This is a genomic window from Thermovenabulum gondwanense, assembly GCF_001601575.1.
In the GTDB taxonomy this organism is placed as follows: domain Bacteria; phylum Bacillota; class Thermosediminibacteria; order Thermosediminibacterales; family Thermosediminibacteraceae; genus Thermovenabulum; species Thermovenabulum gondwanense.
Window position 1 is genome coordinate 38,966 of record NZ_LOHZ01000015.1, and the last position, 18,038, is coordinate 57,003.

The 18,038-nt window shown below is 33.5% G+C and carries 18 protein-coding genes, 1 pseudogene and 1 riboswitch; of the genes and pseudogenes, 12 read left to right on the forward strand and 7 right to left on the reverse strand.

Annotated features, from left to right (window positions below; genetic code table 11):
- Positions 1-3: 3 nt before the first annotated feature.
- Positions 4-849, forward strand: a complete 846-nt coding sequence (locus ATZ99_RS00495; protein ID WP_068747298.1) for an ATP-binding protein — start codon at positions 4-6, stop codon at positions 847-849.
- On the forward strand, positions 846-1,703 hold the full coding sequence (locus ATZ99_RS00500; protein ID WP_068747299.1) for an ATP-binding protein: 858 nt from the start codon (positions 846-848) through the stop codon (positions 1,701-1,703). The genes ATZ99_RS00495 and ATZ99_RS00500 overlap by 4 nt, the downstream gene beginning before the upstream one ends.
- A gap of 49 nt (positions 1,704-1,752) precedes the next feature.
- Here the strand turns inward: ATZ99_RS00500 and ATZ99_RS12265 are convergent, their stop codons facing one another.
- Both ATZ99_RS12265 and ATZ99_RS00505 read right to left on the reverse strand, forming a co-directional pair.
- Positions 1,753-1,872 carry an iron-sulfur cluster assembly scaffold protein gene (locus tag ATZ99_RS12265; protein ID WP_083947285.1) on the reverse strand — a complete coding sequence of 40 codons (120 nt, stop codon included), beginning with the start codon at positions 1,870-1,872 and terminating at the stop codon, positions 1,753-1,755.
- Positions 1,869-2,495: pseudogene (locus ATZ99_RS00505) on the reverse strand (DUF1847 domain-containing protein). The gene ATZ99_RS12265 and the pseudogene ATZ99_RS00505 overlap by 4 nt, the downstream one beginning before the upstream one ends.
- A gap of 377 nt (positions 2,496-2,872) precedes the next feature.
- Here ATZ99_RS00505 and ATZ99_RS00510 point away from each other — a divergent pair.
- From ATZ99_RS00510 to ATZ99_RS00535, 6 genes are read left to right on the forward strand one after another with little or no spacing between them, the layout of a single operon-like run.
- Positions 2,873-3,808 carry an ABC transporter ATP-binding protein gene (locus ATZ99_RS00510; RefSeq protein ID WP_068747300.1) on the forward strand — a complete coding sequence of 312 codons (936 nt, stop codon included), beginning with the start codon at positions 2,873-2,875 and terminating at the stop codon, positions 3,806-3,808.
- A gap of 11 nt (positions 3,809-3,819) precedes the next feature.
- Positions 3,820-4,938 carry an ABC transporter permease gene (locus tag ATZ99_RS00515; protein ID WP_068747301.1) on the forward strand — a complete coding sequence of 373 codons (1,119 nt, stop codon included), beginning with the start codon at positions 3,820-3,822 and terminating at the stop codon, positions 4,936-4,938.
- A gap of 2 nt (positions 4,939-4,940) precedes the next feature.
- Complete coding sequence (locus ATZ99_RS00520) at positions 4,941-6,080, forward strand: ABC transporter permease (protein ID WP_068747302.1); 1,140 nt, start codon at positions 4,941-4,943, stop codon at positions 6,078-6,080.
- Positions 6,081-6,124: 44 nt separating this feature from the next.
- Complete coding sequence (locus ATZ99_RS00525; protein WP_068747303.1) at positions 6,125-6,631, forward strand: hypothetical protein; 507 nt, start codon at positions 6,125-6,127, stop codon at positions 6,629-6,631.
- 32 nt (positions 6,632-6,663) lie between these two features.
- Entirely contained in the window at positions 6,664-7,245 is a 582-nt protein-coding gene (locus ATZ99_RS00530; RefSeq protein WP_281178152.1) for a sensor histidine kinase, read from the forward strand.
- Positions 7,235-7,888: a response regulator transcription factor gene (locus ATZ99_RS00535; protein WP_068747305.1), complete on the forward strand. Its 654-nt coding sequence runs from the start codon at positions 7,235-7,237 to the stop codon at positions 7,886-7,888. The genes ATZ99_RS00530 and ATZ99_RS00535 overlap by 11 nt, the downstream gene beginning before the upstream one ends.
- Positions 7,889-8,137: 249 nt before the next feature.
- Here ATZ99_RS00535 and ATZ99_RS00540 read toward each other — a convergent pair whose 3' ends face one another.
- Positions 8,138-8,617: an ECF transporter S component gene (locus ATZ99_RS00540; RefSeq protein WP_068747306.1), complete on the reverse strand. Its 480-nt coding sequence runs from the start codon at positions 8,615-8,617 to the stop codon at positions 8,138-8,140.
- 258 nt (positions 8,618-8,875) lie between these two features.
- Here ATZ99_RS00540 and ATZ99_RS00545 point away from each other — a divergent pair, with 258 nt between their 5' ends.
- Positions 8,876-9,619, forward strand: a complete 744-nt coding sequence (locus ATZ99_RS00545; protein WP_068747307.1) for a hypothetical protein — start codon at positions 8,876-8,878, stop codon at positions 9,617-9,619.
- Between the two features lie 50 nt (positions 9,620-9,669).
- On the opposite strand, the gene ATZ99_RS11750 is transcribed toward ATZ99_RS00545, so the two are convergent.
- The 4 genes from ATZ99_RS11750 to ATZ99_RS00560 all read right to left on the reverse strand — a co-directional run bounded on the left by ATZ99_RS11750 (position 9,670) and on the right by ATZ99_RS00560 (position 13,814).
- Positions 9,670-9,807 carry a hypothetical protein gene (locus ATZ99_RS11750; RefSeq protein WP_157074675.1) on the reverse strand — a complete coding sequence of 46 codons (138 nt, stop codon included), beginning with the start codon at positions 9,805-9,807 and terminating at the stop codon, positions 9,670-9,672.
- The gene (locus ATZ99_RS00550) at positions 9,788-11,794 is read right to left on the reverse strand and encodes a thioredoxin domain-containing protein (protein ID WP_068747308.1); all 2,007 of its coding nucleotides are present in this window, start codon (positions 11,792-11,794) and stop codon (positions 9,788-9,790) included. The genes ATZ99_RS11750 and ATZ99_RS00550 overlap by 20 nt, the downstream gene beginning before the upstream one ends.
- A gap of 778 nt (positions 11,795-12,572) precedes the next feature.
- Positions 12,573-13,328 carry a fumarylacetoacetate hydrolase family protein gene (locus tag ATZ99_RS00555; protein ID WP_068747309.1) on the reverse strand — a complete coding sequence of 252 codons (756 nt, stop codon included), beginning with the start codon at positions 13,326-13,328 and terminating at the stop codon, positions 12,573-12,575.
- Positions 13,329-13,370: 42 nt separating this feature from the next.
- The gene (locus ATZ99_RS00560; RefSeq protein WP_068747310.1) at positions 13,371-13,814 is read right to left on the reverse strand and encodes an S-ribosylhomocysteine lyase; all 444 of its coding nucleotides are present in this window, start codon (positions 13,812-13,814) and stop codon (positions 13,371-13,373) included.
- 333 nt (positions 13,815-14,147) lie between these two features.
- On the opposite strand from ATZ99_RS00560, the gene ATZ99_RS00565 reads away from it, so the two are divergent.
- From ATZ99_RS00565 to ATZ99_RS00575, 3 genes are all read left to right on the forward strand, one after another.
- Positions 14,148-14,834, forward strand: a complete 687-nt coding sequence (locus tag ATZ99_RS00565) for a TIGR00266 family protein (RefSeq protein ID WP_068747311.1) — start codon at positions 14,148-14,150, stop codon at positions 14,832-14,834.
- An 82-nt stretch (positions 14,835-14,916) separates the two neighbouring features.
- Positions 14,917-16,095 (forward strand): trans-sulfuration enzyme family protein, encoded by a 1,179-nt coding sequence (locus tag ATZ99_RS00570; protein WP_068747312.1) that lies wholly within the window; start codon positions 14,917-14,919, stop codon positions 16,093-16,095.
- Between the two features lie 68 nt (positions 16,096-16,163).
- Positions 16,164-16,225: riboswitch (Fluoride riboswitch) on the forward strand.
- Positions 16,226-16,267: 42 nt separating this feature from the next.
- The gene (locus tag ATZ99_RS00575; protein WP_068747313.1) at positions 16,268-18,037 is read left to right on the forward strand and encodes a dynamin family protein; all 1,770 of its coding nucleotides are present in this window, start codon (positions 16,268-16,270) and stop codon (positions 18,035-18,037) included.
- Position 18,038 lies beyond the last annotated feature (1 nt).

Sequence of the window (18,038 nt, forward strand, 5' to 3'; positions counted from 1 at the left end):
AACATGATAATTTCTATAGCCAGCGGAAAAGGTGGCACGGGAAAAACAACGGTAGCTGTAAACCTTGCACTAACTTTAAAAGATATAATTCCAGTTAAATTATTAGACTGTGATGTGGAAGAACCCAATGCCCACCTTTTTCTTAAACCCGAATTCATTGAAAAAGATATCGTAACGCTTCCCATACCTCAAATAGATAAAAAAAAATGCACCCTATGCGGCAAATGCATAAAAATATGTGCATACCATGCTTTAGCCCGGGTGGGTAAAAAAGTTTTAGTATTTGAAGAGTTATGCCACGGATGTGGAGGTTGCAGCTTGTTATGCCCTGAAGGTGCGATAACCGAAATTAATAAAGAGATAGGTTTTGTAGAAAAAGCAATAGTAAAAGGTATCGAATTTATTAGAGGCACCCTTACAATCGGCTCGGCTTTAGCTCCTCCCGTAATAAAAAAAGTCAAAAGCAGAATTTCAAAAGATAAATTAAATATCATAGATTCTCCACCCGGTACATCCTGTCCCATGATTAATGCGGTATCTGGCAGCGATTACTGCATATTAGTAACCGAACCTACGCCTTTCGGTTTAAATGATTTAAAATCAGCCGTAGAATCCGTCAGAGAATTAGAAATCCCATTTGGAGTTATTATAAATAGGGCAGGCTTGGGTGATAAAATTATCGAAGATTATCTTTTTGAAGAAAAAATCCCGCTGCTTTTAAAAATCCCCTTTAATAAACTATATGCAAAAAGCTACGCAAATGGGAATATCCTTATAGAAGATTATCCAAACTTAAAGCAGGATTTTCTCCAATTATGGAATTTTATAGAGGGGCGTATTAAAGCATGAATGAAATAGTAATATTAAGCGGAAAGGGTGGGACGGGGAAAACCACGGTAACGGCTTTATTGGCTGCTTTGTCTGCTAACGCTGTTTTAGCCGATTGTGATGTGGATGCTGCTAATTTACACATTCTTTTAAAACCTGAGATAAAAGAAACCTTTGAATTTTTGGGGAGCCAAAAAGCACAAATAAATAGCTATAAATGTAAAGGGTGTGGTCAATGCGAAAAAGTTTGCCGCTTCAGTGCTATCAAAGATTTTAAAGTGAATTCTATTTTTTGTGAGGGATGCAGGGTTTGTTATAATATTTGTCCTGAAAAAGCTATTGATATGATAGATACCCTTGCGGGCCACTGGTATATTTCTGATACAAAGTACGGACCAATGGTTCATGCCAAGCTTGGAGCTGCAGAGGAAAATTCGGGCAAACTGGTTTCAGTGGTTAAAAAGGCTGCAAGAGAAATAGCAGAAAAAGCAGGAAAAATTATAATAACAGATGGTCCACCGGGCATAGGATGCCCGGTGATTTCTTCCCTTTCTGGGGCTAATTTAGTATTGATTGTAACTGAACCTACTGCGTCAGGGTTTCATGATTTTGAAAGGTTATTAAATCTGGCAAATAATTTTAATGTAACTATCAAGGTAGTGATTAATAAGTTTGACATAGCGGAAAAAAAGGCTCGAGAAATAGAAAAATACTGTATTAATAAAGGAATTGAGGTTATAGGTAAAATCCCCTTTGACGAAGAAATAATAAAATCGATATCAGAAGGTATTCCACCTGTTCTATATTCATCTGGACTGGCTGTGCAAGCTTTAAAAGGTATAGCATTATCATTATTTAATGATTTTGGAAAATAGCGTCAAGGCCTTCTGCCAATTTTGACTGCAGAAGGCCTATTTTATATTATTAATTATATTTAACATCTACTAAATGCCCATCTTTTACCTTTATATAAACCCTTAAAAAATCGCCACAAGAGGGGTCACCATATTGTCCTATACCATCAGCATCAGTGATTATACCTATATTTCAGGAAAAAGCTTGTTTCGGTAGTAACCTTTTGAAAGGTATATTGCAGCTAACGGATTATGACCCAGCACTCTATCCTTAACCGCTAAGACTGTAACCGGTGCTTCGGAATACTTTATAAAAAGAGAATCATGTCCAACACATAGGCCTAAAATTATGTTTAAATCGGTTTTGGCTTTATTTAAAAAAAAGGCTTGACCAATAGGGTTGCACATTGGCTCATATGTATTCGGATGAACTTTTTCATTTTCTTTTATATTTATTTCTTCCTTAGGAATACTACAGTTTTTGCATATTACCGAATTAACTTCAAATCCGTTGACAGTCAGAATTTCGGCTACTATTTTGGCCTCTTGGCTTAGGCCTATACAGAATGCCATACCCAAATTTTTGAATCCACATTTTTTAGAAAAGTCCATTATTTCTTCTATTCTTGTCAGTTTACAGTAGCCTCCACTTTCAACTAATGCCGAATGGTATGCTAATTTGAAATTTTCTTACATGAAATACTTTTTTAATATTTCATCTTTATCATTTTCGAGGCTTGGACAGTTTTTCGGTGCTTTTGACATATCACCAGTCCTACATGAATGAATAACGCATTGTGCACAAGAGTACATTTTTTCACTCCTTCAATGTTATAGTTAGATTTACAAAAATTGAATTTTTTAAAATTATACAAATTATTATGGTATGTCTATTACAGTTCCTACATTACAAAAGAAAAAGTGTTCCCCAAATTCTTGTGCAAGGCGCATAGAGGCTCATAATCCTGTGCAATGAGAAGCTCCTATGCGATCAATATCAAATTACCGGTAAGACATCAGTTAATTTTTGTGACTTTAGTCATGCTGAAAGGGTGACTTTATGTACTACAATATCTCCACAATTTCTTTTATTATTAATTATGGAAATAAGTTTTTTAAATTGTAAAACAATACCTTTATATTAAACATCAAAATAAATTCTTTTTTAAAATATTAGTGAGGTGTTGAATATGAAAATCGTTAAAGTAGAAGGGCTAACAAAAAGGTTTGGAGACATTATAGCACTTGACAATGTAAACCTTGAAATAGAAGAAGGGGAAATCTACGGACTTTTAGGACCAAACGGTGCAGGAAAAACTACAGCTATAAATATTATCTGCGGTCTTTTGAACGTTGATAAAGGAAGGGTATATGTATTTGAAAAGGAAATAAGACAGGCCGCTGATTATATAAAAAGAAACATAGGAATCGTTCCGCAAGACATTGCAATATACGGGGATTTATCGGCTTATGAAAATGTCCGTTTTTTTGCAAGTTTATACGGATTAAAAGGCAAGGAACTTAAAGAAAGTGTTGAAATGGCGTTGGAATTTGTAGGTCTTATAGATAAAGCTAAGGAAATGCCAAACAGATTTTCGGGAGGTATGAAAAGAAGGCTAAATGTGGCTTGTGCCATCGCCCATAAGCCAAAATTAATAATAATGGATGAGCCGACCGTAGGAATCGACCCGCAATCCAGGAATCACATCCTCGAATCCGTAAAAAAATTAAATAAAATGGGAAGTACAATAATTTACACAAGCCACTATATGGAAGAAGTTGAAGCTATTTGCACGAAAATATCTATAATGGACCATGGAAAAATTATAGCAGAAGGGACAAAAGAGGAACTTATATCTATGGTTACCGATACTAATACAACCTTTATAACAGTAGGTAGTGTTGTAGGTATAGACGAGGAAAAATTAAAAGAAATAACCGGTGTAAAAGCCGTTGAGATAAACGAAAATGTGGTTAAAATAATAAGTTCTCGGGATGTCTGCAATCTCGACAAAATAATACAGTATTTTACATCAAAGGATATTCCTATTAAAAATATAAAAAGCGAAATACCCGATTTAGAGACAGTTTTTCTCACGCTTACAGGTAGAAAGTTAAGAGATTAGAGGTGAACCATATGAGAATCTTAAGTATCATGACTAAAGAGTTTAAAGAGAATTTTGCCAATAAGCAGGTAATGCTCTTAATGATTTTATTCCCAATAGTGATAATTGCCATTTTAGGTTTTGCTTTTTCAAACAACTTTAATACCAATTTCAAGTTTCAGGATATAAAAGTGATTTTTACTGATAAAAGCGGTAATGAAGGTGTGTCTCTGAGTTTTAAAAAATTTATAGAAGAGGGAAGGAAAATCGGGATTGAGTTTAAAGAAGTCGAAAAAATTGACGAAGGCATAAATAATATAAAAAATGGAAAATACTCGGCTTATATTCTTTTAAATAGCGAAGGCATTGTTTTATATAAAAACGAAAGAAATGACCTTGAAGCAAACATAATAGAAAACATGGTTAGCGTCTTTGTGGATAGATATAAAACCATAGATGCAATTGCCAGGGTCAATCCTTTGGGTTTAAAAAATATAACAAATATTGAAAGGGATTTCACTAAAATTGTTTCTCTTGATAGAAAAAAGGCTCTGACCTCCTTTGATTATTATTCTGTAACAATGCTTACTTTAATAATACTTTATGGCTCTATTGGTGGAGTATTTGCAATAGATGATGAGAGGACGAGAAAAACAGGAATGAGAATTTTAGCAAGCCCAACTAAAAAGCACGAGATATTGACAGGAAAACTTTTAGGCACCGCTTTTTCAGTATTTATACAATCCGTTATAATTTTTGCATTCAGTAAATATATCTACGGGGCTTATTGGGGTCACGATATTATTACAGTTTTTTTACTTTTAATATGTGAAATACTGTTTTCAGTAAGTATAGGCATTGGATTGGGATTTATCATAAAAAACGGAAGAGCAGCTCAAGGTTTAGTAAACGCAATAATACCATTTATTGCATTTTTAGGTGGTTCTTATTTTCCCATAAGCAGCATGAACAGTAAACTGCTTATAAAGCTTTCAAATGCTTCTCCAATTACCTGGATAAATACTGCAATATTTAACGTAATATTAAACAATGATTACAAATATGTATTAACCGCTGTTTTAGTAAACTTAATACCTGCTTTATTTTTTATTATTTTGTCTGCTTATTTATTTAAAAAGGAGGCTTTTTAAAAATGGGTAATTTAGCTTTGCTTATTAATAATACATTGAAATTATTTATAAGGAAAAAAAGCAATGTCCTTTTAATGTTAATGACTATAGCAGTGTCTTTAATATTTTTATTTCTCGGTTTTGCAGATAATTCGCAGTTAAAGATAGGAATTGTCAATAAAGATAACAGTGAAATATCAAAAGATTTAATAAAATCACTTCAAAAAACAGATAAATTTAAAATTATTTTTCTTGATGAAAAAGAGATAAATGACAAAGTCTCAAGGGGAAATGTGGACAGCGCCGTAAATATCCCCTACGGTTTCGGAGAAGGTTTAATTAAAAATGATATAGAAAAAATTGAAATTATTTCGATAAAAAGCGAAGATGTCACAATACTTTTAAAAAATTATTTAAATCAAGAAATAGCAAACCTTTCAGGTTTAGCTTTTGCCTCAAAAGGTAATATAGAAACTTTTAAAAAAATGTATGAAGTATACAAAAACTACCCCTTTAATTTAAAAACAGAACTTGTAAAAGATGAAACCAAAAGCATTCTTGCAACCAGGAGAAGCCTTGGTTTTTTCATAATGTTTTTAATGGTCAACACAACAAGTATAGCAAATCTGATATTACAGGAAAAAAGAGATAAAACCTTTTATAGAGTTCTTGCATCCCCTGTTAAACCTAAAACTTATTTGTTGAGTAATTTTTTATTAAACGTTTTTGTGGCCCTTTTGCAAATAGTAATTATTTTATTGCTTTTGGCATTGCTTTTAGGGTTAAATTTTAATAGTTCACTTTTTGAAATATTTTTAGTACTAATCTCTTTTGCAATTGTATCTATTAGCCTTAGTATGATGATAATTTCTTTCTCTCCATCTACAAATTATGCAAGTAATCTCACCACATTAATTGTAACTCCAACATGCATGATTGGCGGCGTTTTTTGGCCGGTAAATATGATGCCCAAACTGCTCCAGAAATTGTCAGATTTTATGCCGCAAAAATGGGCAATTGATGCTATAGATAAACTTCAAACCGGAAGTGGATTTGGTGATATATATATAAATATAGCGACGCTTTTAGCTTTTGCAGGGGTATTTATGCTCATTGCTATATATAAAATAAATAGAAGCGAAAAAATGAGTGATTTTGTATAATATAAGTAGTTAAAACTACAAAATATTCTGTTGGAGATATTGATATGGAAAATTGGCTTATATTAAGTGAGTTTTTTACTATTTTGTATCTTATAATAAAAATTTTCATCAACAAATTGGAATATCCCGCATCCTTCGTGTTTTTTATTCTTTTCTTCATTTGTATAAATATTTTGTACTACATAGTAGGAAATAAAGTCGTAAAAAGCTTTTTATTGTTATTTTCAATGGCTATTTTAATAGTAAGTTATGTTTACGTAAACGGACTATTTATATTGCTTTTGCCTTTTAATTTATACGAGTTTGCTAATGTAAATTTTGGCTCGCCCTTTTATGGGGCTGCTTTTATACTATTAGTAACAATATTTTTGGATAAATCCATCCTTCCCGAATATATTTTAGTTTCGTTTATGGGGTATGTAATCTACAATATTTCTGTTTTTTCTTATAATAAAATGGAAAGGTTAAAAAATCAAAATGATGAACTTAGAAAAAATTATACTCCCTTTTCGACAAGATTCATAAAAATAATGAATATGAAAAACAGTTAAAATTCACTGCACAGCTTGAAGAGAGAAACAAAATTTCTCAGAAAATACATGACAATTTAGGCCATGTTATATCAGGGAGTTTGATGCAGTTAGAAGCTGCAAAAATCTTAATAGATGAGAATAGCGAACATGCTAAAAAATTAATACAAAATACCATTGATGTTTTAAGAGATGGGTATGGGAGCATAAGAATTGCTTTAAATACCATGAAACCGACGACAGGACAAATGGGAATAAATAGAATAAAGCTTATGGTAGATGAATTTAGCGCAAATTCCAATATAGATGTAAGTTTTATTTACAGCGGTCCTATTGATAAAATTACGTATTTTAATTGGAATGTTATTTTTGAAAATATAAAAGAGGCTTTGACAAATGTATTAAAACATTCAAAAGCAACAAAAGTGATGGTAAGCATAAATGTGCTCAATAAGTTCATTAAAACAGAAGTAAAAGATAATGGTATAGGAGCTCCTGTAATTAAAAAAGATCTTGGATTGGCGGGGATTGAGGAAAGAAGCGAAAGCATAGGTGGAAAAGTTATAATAGACGGGTCAAACGGTTTTTCCGTAATAGTATTGTTGCCATTAGAAGGTGAAAAAAATGGTTATTAAACTTTTGATAGCAGATGATGACCCTTTAATAAGAGAAAGTCTTAAAATAATTTTCAGTATGGATGATGATTTTGAAGTTGTGTTCTGCGCAGAAGATGGGTTAAAGGCAGTTGAATACGCAGCCCAAAATCCTGTAGATGTAGCTTTATTAGATGTAAGAATGCCAGTATTAAATGGTGTTGAAGCAACTAAGGAAATATGCAGTAAATCGGATATAAAAATATTAATTCTCACGACCTTCGATGACGATGAATACATATTTGACGCAATAAAATATGGAGCAAAAGGGTATCTACTTAAAAATAATCCGCCTGATAAAATAAAAAATGCAATAAAAATGGTATATGAAGGTAACTCTGTTTTGCAGGATGTGGTATTTGAGAAAATAAAAGAGGGACTTCAAGTAAAGAAGCAAAAAGATAAAACCAATGAAATTGACTTATCTATTTTTTCAAAAAGAGAAAGAGAGATAATTGAGCTTATTTCTATGGGTTTATCGAATAAAGAAATTGCAGAAAGATTATTTATTTCCGAAGGTACGGTTAAAAATTATATCACATCTATTTTGGATAAAACAGGTTTTAAGCACAGGATTCAAATTGCTTTACTTTTCTTAAAAATCAAGGGAACTAATCGGTGGTGATTGTAAATTTTCATTCATTTTGTAAATTTTAAAGATTGCTTCCTTGGTATTGCTAGAAAAGTATTTTATTTAATGTTGAGGTAAAAACTTTTTGAGTTACTTAAAACTTAGAGAGATAGAGTAAGTAGCTGTAGAAAAAGTGATTATATATGAAAATTAAGAGAAGTCCTGTTAACGGACTTCTCTCTTATCTTGTAAAATAATAAATTTTAAGTATAACTTTCTTTAAATTTTGGCTTTTATAATCACTTAATCTTTTATTTTCTTCAGCAGTAAAATTATTGTACTTCCAATTATTCCGCCAAGAAAAGCTGTAAAAAGTTGCGGTAAAGTAAAGGTTTGAACCACCAGAGCAGGCACTTTAATGCTTAGACTTTTAAGAATATATTTTACTGAAATTAAAAACCATAAGTATTTAACTACTGATGCCAATGATATTCCAAATATTATATTTTTTTGAGAGGAAAAAATCCATGCATAGAGAGCATTGCCTATCATAATAAAAGGAATCATAGGTGGAAATTTTAAAATACCCACAAAAAAAGCAATTACAGGAGTCAAAAGACCAATAGAAATTCCAGAATACATTCCAACTGTGCCTGCGGCGATTATTAACATTGCATTTACAAGGGAACCCGTTATTAGTTGGGGCATTTTAAAAGATTGAACGATTAAGGTTAAAGCCAGTAAAAGGGCAGTTCTTATTAAAGATTTTGTTTCAAATTTCATAATACCTTCTCCCTTCGTTTCGGAATACATCCTCACGTAAGGAGGATAATTGTACTATTATGTTACAATAGATAACCAAAAATTACAATAAATAATAATTTTTTATAGATTTAAGAAATTCAAAGCGACTATACCTGCTAAAAGAATTGCAATACAGTCCTTTCAAACCATATAACTATTTTTAGCACCTTTTTTAATAGAAATTAATATTTTATGTATTAGACAAATATATCGAGTAAAACTGAGGAGGGGAAGGAAATGACAACCGAGGAACTCATAAAAAAGATGCGAGAACTGGTTGATGAAATAGATCTTGATAAAGAACCTGAAGAAGTAGAAAAAAGTTTGGAAGAAATGCTGAGTTGTTTTAAATCCCATAAATGCAGTGCTTCTATTTTTTGTCATTTAATTGCTACTATATTTTTGAATAAAAAATGCGGACTTAAAGAGATTAAGAAAGAAATAAGGGATATAGAAAAGAAGTTAGACGATCCTTGTAACGGGCTTGCTGAAATAAAGGAAGAAATAAAGGATATTGAGGAAAAACTTGATAATCCTGACTTTGGCCTTGAGGAAATAAAAGAAGAAATAAAGGAAATTGAAGAAAAGTTGGATAAATTAGTGCCTCCGGGAGCAGGAAACATATTAACTACCGGCCCAGTTGTAGCTGATAATGGAGTGAACAGTATATTAGCTAAGGTGATGAACAATACTGATAATACCGTAACCGTTACCGTTAAACTATTTGATATTGGCACATGTCCTGATCCTAAAGAACTTTTACAATCTTTCGAACTTGAGATTGAAAGTAAATGTGCTAAGACGGTAGTATTGCAAAAGCCAACAACCGAATGGGAAGTAGTATATGAAGGAGTGGTCCCAGGAGTATATGTTTTCACCGCAGGCAGGAAAAATGCTGAAAATGCACCTATTTCAGCCAGTGAATTGGTAGAAACAAATCTCTTCAGGCACAGCGAACATGTAGTAAGTATTGACCCATAAAATTAATAGAATAAAACCCGGATGAAAAAACTTCATCCGGGTTTTGACTATTATAAAGGAAGCTTTCTTCCCAATCCCAGGTTTAAAGCCCTGTTCAAAATTTCTCTTCCCAAAACCACATCTTCTACCGCCATACCTATATTACTGTTTACGATAAGTTCATCCATGTTATTTATTATCAATTTCAAGAAGTTTTTTTAAATCTTCCAGTGTTGTTACTGGACTTTTGCAGGAGCCGTTTTTGCAAACATAAGCGGCTGTATTACCGTCTATTGGTTGGTAGTTTTCGTAAGAGGGAATAATATCTTTTATATCATCGGCATAAGCCCATACGGTGAAGGGCAAAAAATTTGACATGAGGTATGCTGAAAATATTTTTGGGTTATTTCCGGATATCACAACTTCTATTCCCTTTAGGTTATGAAGAAATGCATATAGGAAAAAAGTATAAGAAACAGGATTTTTCTTAATTTTGCCTCCAAAAACTTTAAACTGCTTGTCGGCTATTTCTTCAATTTTAGAGTCGTGTAGCAATCTCGATAGCCGGATGAGGGAATATGCCGCTACGGAATTTCCCGATGGAACCGCACCGTCGTAAACTTCTTTTGTGCGAACGGGTAAATGCTCTATATCATTACCGGTAAGAAAAAACCCTCCTTCTTCATTGTCGTAAAATAGTTCTATAGTTTCGTCCAATAAAGATTTTGCTTTTATAATATATGTTTTATCTAAGGTATATTCGTAAGCTTCTATTAATGACCATATAAGATAGATATAATCATCAAAGGTGGCTTTACCTCTCATAAGGCCATCTTTGTAGCCCACATGAAGGCGACCGTCCGTATCAAAAACATAATCAAGTATAAACTTCAATGCTGTCTCGGCTTCTTTTTTGTAGATATCGCTTTTTGTAATTCCATATGCTTTCAATAAAGCACATATCATAAGGCTGTTATTAGAAACTAAAATTTTTTCATCTCTGAAAGGTTTTATCCTTTTTTCCCTGTATTCAAAAAGCTTTCTTCTTGTATCTTCATTCATTTTGCAGGACAAATCTTTCCCTATCAAATTGGGTATGTTCTTTCCTTCAAAATTTCCTTTTTCTGTTATGTTATAATTTGCGATAAATTCATCGGCGTTTTCCCTTAGAATATTCTTTATTTCCTGCAAATCCCAGGTGTAAAATTTTCCTTCTTCACCTTCCGAATCGGCATCCTCGGCGGTATAAAACCCTCCTTCGGGATTTTTTAGGTTTCTCAGAACATAATCTATAATTTCAACACAAAAAGTCTTAAAAAATTCATCCTTTGTAATTTTGAAGGTCTCGGCACAAACATAAGCAATCAAAGCATTATCGTATAACATCTTTTCAAAATGAGGCACAAGCCATATCTTATCGGTGGAATACCTGCATAAACCGAAACCGATATGGTCGTAAATTCCTCCTTTATACATATTTATCAACGTATTTTTTACCATTTCGAGTGCCATGGGGTCTTTTTTGTAATCGTAGTACCCAAGGAGGAAAAGTAGGGTTGAAGCCATTGGGAATTTTGGAGCTCCGAAAAAGCCGCCGTATTTTTGATCGTAGGAGGATGAAAGAACATCATAAGCCTCTTCTATTACCTCAGGGCTAAGATCTCCGGCATTTTTTCGAGAAAAGTCATTTATTGAGGATACGTGTTCTTTACCTATCAATATTAATCTTTCTTTTTCTTTTTGCCAGAGTTCATTTATCTTTAAAAGAACCGTTTTCAAACCGGGCCTGCCGAATAAATCTTCTTTTGGCAAATAAGTTGCTGCAAATACGGGGTATTTCGTTGGGGTCATGATGATGGTCAAAGGCCAGCCTCCGCTACCGGTAAATGTTTGACATACTGTCATGTAAAAATTGTCTACATCGGGATGTTCTTCTCTATCGACTTTTATTGATATGTAATATTTGTTTAGCAAATCCCCGACCTCTTCATCTTCGAAGCTTTCTCTCTCCATAACGTGGCACCAGTGGCAGGTGGAATAACCGATGCTTAAAAATATTAATTTATCTTCAGCAAGTGCTTTTTCAAAGGCTTCCTCTCCCCACGGGTACCAGTCTACAGGATTATATGCATGTTGAAGAAGGTAGGGAGATTTCTCATTTATCAACCTGTTAGCCTTTTTGCTGTTAATATTCATAGCCATTACCTCCGAACAAAATTTGTACTTATTATTACACTTAAAAGGGAAATTAATTAAAAAAAACTCTAGGGAAATACTCAAAGGAATTTTAAGGAAAATTTATATGGAAACACCCAAACTATTAAAGATTAAAAGGCATATACAGCTAAATGGAAATAAAAATAATTGAGGACTGCATTACAGAACAAAAAATGGGCTTGATATTATTTGAAAGAAAAATTTTTTTGTTTATAATTAAATTAATAACAAATTTATTATTTTTTAGGGGAAGTACCATTGCGCCGATTTGATACACACAAGAAACAGAAGGTTTTAAAGACCTCCTGCGGGGAGGTCTTTTTAGCATGCAATTTTTCGGAGGTTTGTATCAAATGAATAGTCGTAATTATTTTTATATCTTTTACGAATAATCCAGCTTTTAGCGTTTTATTCATTGCTCTTATCGGAACGTGCCATGCATTATCCCGGCCCATATTTCTGGATATACAAAATAAATCTATAATCACAGAAAGTAGAGCTACTCTTTTATCAATTTATTCTATGATAATTAATGTTATATGTGCGGTTATAAACCTGTTAGTAGGAAAGGCTGCGGATATTTCCATAGAAGCGGTTTTTACTACATGTGGTATTGCTGCGGCTTTAGCGTTTATTTTAATCTATGTCTATTTTTATCTTCCTGTCAAGAAGGTTTAACTTTTAGCGAAAAGGGAAAACAAACAGCATATATTAAAGAAAAAAAGAATAAATAAGCAGGCCATGAGCGCCTGCTTATTTATTCTTTAACCGTATTTTTTAAAGTACCAATTTTATCAATTACTACTTCAACAATATCTCCCGGTTTTATCGGTCCTACACCGGAAGGAGTTCCGGTCAGGATTACATCGCCCGGAAAAAGTGTCATTATAGAAGAAATAAAAGCAACTATGTATGGAATTTTGAAAATAAGGTTTGAAGTATTCGAGTTTTGTTTTATTTCACCGTTTAATAAAAGCTTTATAGAAAGATTGCTTGGGTCTAAATCTGTTTCTATCCAGGGACCTAACGGGCAGAACGTATTAAAGGATTTACTGCGGGTCCATTGAACATCTTTTTTCTGAAGGTCTCTTGCGGTTACATCATTAGCACAGGTATATCCGAATATGTATTCGAAAGCTTTTTCTTCTTTTACGTTATAAGCTTCTTTGCCGATGACAATTGCCAGTTCTGCTTCGTAATCTACTCGCTTAGTTGACCTGGGAATTATAATTTCTTCTTCAGGACCTATTACTGTGGTAGGAGGCTTAATAAAAATTATTGGTTCTTCGGGAACCTCGAGTTTAAATTCCCGGGCATGATCGGCATAATTAAGTCCTAAACAAACTATTTTAGAAGGCTCAGCCGGAGCTAATAATTTTACTTCTTTTAAGGGAATGGACTCACCATTAAACTTTGTTTCAATAAAAGGCAGGGTTGACATAGGTTTAATATTTTCACCCTCCAGTAATCCCCAATGGATGTGCCCTTTATGAGAAAATCTACAAAAACGCATTTATATTACCCCCAAAAACTTATTTTTAATTAATTATATCATTCAAAGTATTGAAATACCCTGATCTAAAACACTCCGGGCAATTTCTTTTGCATCTTCTAAAGAATGGTCTTTGAAATTACCGCATTGTATTTCATTTGCCGCTGGTACCTCTTTTGATTCCAATACTTTTTTTAACGAGTTCTCTACCGCTTTTTTAATTTCTTTTAGAGGTGTCACATTAAATTTTATCAGGTAAAATCCCGTCCTGCATCCCATTGGTGAAATATCAATAACCTTATCCAATTCATCCCTTAAAAATCCGGCCAGGAGATGCTCTAAAGTATGTATTCCACCGGTTGATATACTTTTGCTATTGGGTGTGATAAATCTAATATCATATTTTGCTATAATATCCCCTTTTTCTCCTTCCTCAACAGCTGCTAACCGGACATAGGGTGCTTTTACTTTTGTATGATCCAGTTCAAAGCTTTCTACCCTTGCCATAATTAACCTCCTTTTGAAGAAAAACGTTTAAATCCAATATTTCTTCAAAAACTATAAAATTCCTGCTTTTAATTGGCTAATTACGATTTCTTGAAATTCTTTAGATTCCAAATTAAGACCCCCTTGAACATCACAATAATTATTTCCACCATTTGATAATAATAATTTCTACATTTTAATTTTATTTTCATTTATAAATAAAATTAAATATTATATTATTATTTTTTTTAATGATAATAGATTATTTGCTATGGTAGTATACTTAAAATTGTATGATAAAATAAATGTAGTTATAAAAAAATTAATAAATATGAAAAAATAAGGAGGCTTAACATGAAATATGAAATAATTGGTGAGATATTACCTGCGGTGATTTTGACCTTGTCAGAGGGGGAGAGTGTATTTACTCAATCAGGGGGAATGGCCTGGATGACCGACGGTTTTGAAATGAAGACAAATATGGAAGGTGGCCTTTTCGGGGGAATAATGAGAAAACTTTCCGGAGAGACCTTATTTATGACTTCTTATACCTGCAAAAGAGAAAACGCAGAAATAGCTTTTGCTTCTTCATTTCCGGGAAAGATCATCCCTTTAGAATTAAAAGCAGGAGAATCGATAATATGTCAGAAAAAGGCCTTTTTATGCGGAGAAAGAAGCGTAAAATTAGAAATATTTTTCAGGAAAAAACTCGGAGCAGGTCTTTTCGGTGGTGAAGGTTTTATTCTTGAAAAAATCACCGGGCCTGGAATTTGCTTTATAGAATTAGATGGAGAAGCTGTGAATTACAACCTTGGACATAATGATGTTTTGAAAGTGGATACCGGACATGTAGCAATGTTTGAACCCTCCGTTGACTTTGATGTAGAAATTGTAAAAGGTTTTGCAAATATTCTTTTTGGTGGAGAAGGTTTGTTTTTATCCACATTGAGAGGCCCTGGCAAAGTATGGCTTCAGACGATGCCCATAGAAAATCTTGCATCAAGGATAATACCATATATTCCAGAAAGAAAAGGTGATTAAAAACAATACACCGCTTTAGGTGGTTTTTACACTATAAGCGGTCAATACTTTGCAGAAATCTTTTAGTAGGAGGGTATTGAATATGAGTAAAAAATTTATGACTAAATTAACTCATAAAGGAGAAAAAGCGCCTTCTTCAATTTCCTATCCCAAGGTTCCTCCAATTTATCTAAGTTCGGTTTTTTGTTTTGACAGCGTGGAGGAACTGGATTTGGTTTACGAAAAGGCTGAACCGGGTTACGTTTATTCGCGTATGAGCAACCCTACCCATCATTGTACGGAAGAAATACTTGCTGCGCTGGATGAAGGGGATGATGCCATCGTTTATTCCTCGGGCATGGCTGCTATTACGATGTCAATATTAGCTTTTGTGAAAGCAGGCGACCATATTATTTCTAGCAATGTCTTATATGGAGGAACGTGGGAATTTTTAAATAGTGAATTGAAAAAATTTAATATTGAGGTAAGCTTTGTAGATTTTTATAGAGATGATATAGAAAAATATTTTAAACCAAATACAAAAATAATATATATGGAAACAATTTCAAACCCCCTGATGGAGGTATACGATATTAAGAAAATAGCGAAGGTTGCCCATGACCATAAGGCTTTACTCATAGTAGATAATACTTTTGCCACTCCGGTGATATGTCAACCCTTAAGGCTTGGAGCCGATGTGGCGGTTTACAGTGTTACCAAATATTTGGCCGGCCATAGCGATATCTTAGGAGGAGCTGTTGTGGCTGACAAAGATAAAATAGAAAAAATAAAACACACAGGACAAATTTACGGGCCAACCATGAGCCCCTTTGACAGCTGGCTTTTGATGAGGAGCTTGAGAACCTTAGAGTTAAGAGTGGTGAGGCATAGTGAAAATGCTCTAAAATTAGCAGAATACTTGGAAAACCATCAAAAGGTAAAAAAGGTTTATTACCCCGGACTTGTATCCTCACCTCATAAAAAAACAGCGGATGAAATATTTAACAATGGATTATATGGTGGAATGTTAAGCGTAGATCTTTATGGCGGAGAAAAGGCTGCTTGTAATCTGATAAAGAATATGAAAAATATAAAACTTGTTCCCAGCCTTGCCGGTGTGTCTACTACCCTTTCTTACCCCGCTAAAACATCCCATAGATCGATGAGCAGGGAGGAAAGAGAAAAAGCGGGAATATCCGATGGACTTTTACGGGTTTCTGTAGGTTTAGAGGATATTGAGGATATTATAACCGAGTTTGACGCGGCATTACATATAATCTGATAAATTCTAACAGTTGAAATAATTAATAAAAAAATATATAATATTAGTTGCATAATTTCTATAAAAATAAAATCCAAGGTGATGGAGCTCACCGAAAACCGCCTTTTAGGCTAATAGCTCCTACGTATCGAAAGATATGTAGGAGCTATACTATTTCTAAGGGGTGAAAATTATGGTTATAGAAGTTGATTCAGCAAGAGAAAGGTTGATCGAATACCTTGAGGAAATAAAAAAGATTATCGGGGAAGGAGAAAATTTTTCATTAGAAATTGTAGATTATGAATTGGACAAACTTTTAAAAAATGAATTCAATTTGGCGGTTTTAGGTCAGTTTAAACGGGGTAAATCTACTTTTATTAATGCTTTACTGGGGGAAAAATTAGTTCCCACAGCAGTGGTGCCCCTTACCTCAATAGTTACTATTATTAAATACGGCTCAAAGGTAAAAACGACGGTATATTTTTTGGACGGTTCAGAAAAAGAAATTGATATTGATGAGCTGGAATATTACGCTACTGAAAGAGGAAATCCGGGAAATGAGAAAAAAGTAAAGGAAATTATTATAGAACATCCTTCGGAATTCCTTAAAAAAGGTATTTCCCTTATAGATACACCCGGCATCGGATCCGTCTACCAGCATAATACCGATGTTACCTATGAGTTTTTACCCAAATTAGACGCAGCCATATTTCTTTTTACTATAGACTCTCCCGTTGCGAAGAACGAATATGAATTTTTAAAAGACGTTCGGGATCATGCAGTTAAAATATTTTTTGTCCTTAACAAAATAGATTACGCAGAAGAAAAAGATGTGGAGGAAGCACTTAATTTTACCGCAGAAGTTTTGAAAGAAAAATTGGGTGATGAGAAAATAAAGATTTTTCCAATTTCGGCCAGGATGGCATTGGAGGCTAAAGAAACTGGTGATGAAGAAAAATTAAAGTTCAGTGGAATGACTGAATTGGTTCGCGAATTGGAAAAATTTATCAATGAGGAAAAGGGAAGTGCTCTTCTGTTATCAAGTTGTAACACAAGTCTTCGTTATTTATCCAAAATAAAGTTTGATATAAACCTGAAGATGGAAGCTGCTAAGACGCCGATAGAGGAACTGGAGAGAAATATTGATATACTTAAGAAAAAAATGGAAGAAATTGAGAAGGATAAAAAGGACATGCTTTTCATCTTTGAAGGGGAGAGTAAAGAACTTCTTGCTCGTTTTAATGCCGAGTATGAAAAATTTAAAAATTCACAATACCCGGGTTTGGAAAAGGCTTTAGAGGTTTACTTTACAAACAGCAATGCTTTACCCTTGAAAGAGCTTATAGAAAAGAGTAGGGAATATATAAGCGAAAAAACCCTTGAGGTAATAGATTCATGGAAGGAAGGGGAACTCAAGCACTTAGCATATGCATCGGGGAATATCACGAAAAGGCTTGCTCAAAAAGTGGAGAAAATAATTTCCGAACTGCAGGAATTGACCTCCAGTATGTTTCATATAAAGTATGAAAGCTTTGCATTAATTGAGGGTTTTAAAGAGGCTGGATATTTTTACTATAACATGGAACCGGAAAAGACCTTTTTATTACCGACTCCTTTATCAATTGCTCCGTTTCTTCCGGGTTTTGTTGCCCGCAGGATAGCCCTGAATAATTTAAAGGAGTGGTTAAAACAGCAATTTGACAGGCAATGCGGGAGGGTAAGGTACGATATTGCTCAAAGGATGGAAAAAACTTTTAAGGAGTATTATAATTATCTGGAAGAAAAGATCACAGAGACCGCTGAGGGCATTATGGATACTGTAGAAAAAGCCCTTGAACTTAAAAAGAGCGGTGAGCAAAATGTAAAAAGCTTGATTATAGAATTAGAAAAACTTTTAATTAGTATTGGTGAGATAGAAAATGGTATAAGAAAAATAAAAAAACAAATTGAAGGAGCTGTATAAA

What these genes read in the sequence shown, in the direction of transcription:
- ATZ99_RS00495 (WP_068747298.1), top strand. Translation starts at nt 4, where the DNA reads ATGATAATTTCTATAGCCAGCGGAAAAGGTGGCACGGGAAAAACAACG.
- ATZ99_RS00500 (WP_068747299.1), top strand. Translation starts at nt 846, where the DNA reads ATGAATGAAATAGTAATATTAAGCGGAAAGGGTGGGACGGGGAAAACC.
- ATZ99_RS00510 (WP_068747300.1), top strand. Translation starts at nt 2,873, where the DNA reads ATGAAAATCGTTAAAGTAGAAGGGCTAACAAAAAGGTTTGGAGACATT.
- ATZ99_RS00515 (WP_068747301.1), top strand. Translation starts at nt 3,820, where the DNA reads ATGAGAATCTTAAGTATCATGACTAAAGAGTTTAAAGAGAATTTTGCC.
- ATZ99_RS00520 (WP_068747302.1), top strand. Translation starts at nt 4,941, where the DNA reads ATGGGTAATTTAGCTTTGCTTATTAATAATACATTGAAATTATTTATA.
- ATZ99_RS00525 (WP_068747303.1), top strand. Translation starts at nt 6,125, where the DNA reads ATGGAAAATTGGCTTATATTAAGTGAGTTTTTTACTATTTTGTATCTT.
- ATZ99_RS00535 (WP_068747305.1), top strand. Translation starts at nt 7,235, where the DNA reads ATGGTTATTAAACTTTTGATAGCAGATGATGACCCTTTAATAAGAGAA.
- ATZ99_RS00540 (WP_068747306.1), bottom strand. Translation starts at nt 8,617, where the DNA reads ATGAAATTTGAAACAAAATCTTTAATAAGAACTGCCCTTTTACTGGCT.
- ATZ99_RS00545 (WP_068747307.1), top strand. Translation starts at nt 8,876, where the DNA reads ATGACAACCGAGGAACTCATAAAAAAGATGCGAGAACTGGTTGATGAA.
- ATZ99_RS00550 (WP_068747308.1), bottom strand. Translation starts at nt 11,794, where the DNA reads ATGAATATTAACAGCAAAAAGGCTAACAGGTTGATAAATGAGAAATCT.
- ATZ99_RS00555 (WP_068747309.1), bottom strand. Translation starts at nt 13,328, where the DNA reads ATGCGTTTTTGTAGATTTTCTCATAAAGGGCACATCCATTGGGGATTA.
- ATZ99_RS00560 (WP_068747310.1), bottom strand. Translation starts at nt 13,814, where the DNA reads ATGGCAAGGGTAGAAAGCTTTGAACTGGATCATACAAAAGTAAAAGCA.
- ATZ99_RS00565 (WP_068747311.1), top strand. Translation starts at nt 14,148, where the DNA reads ATGAAATATGAAATAATTGGTGAGATATTACCTGCGGTGATTTTGACC.
- ATZ99_RS00570 (WP_068747312.1), top strand. Translation starts at nt 14,917, where the DNA reads ATGAGTAAAAAATTTATGACTAAATTAACTCATAAAGGAGAAAAAGCG.
- ATZ99_RS00575 (WP_068747313.1), top strand. Translation starts at nt 16,268, where the DNA reads ATGGTTATAGAAGTTGATTCAGCAAGAGAAAGGTTGATCGAATACCTT.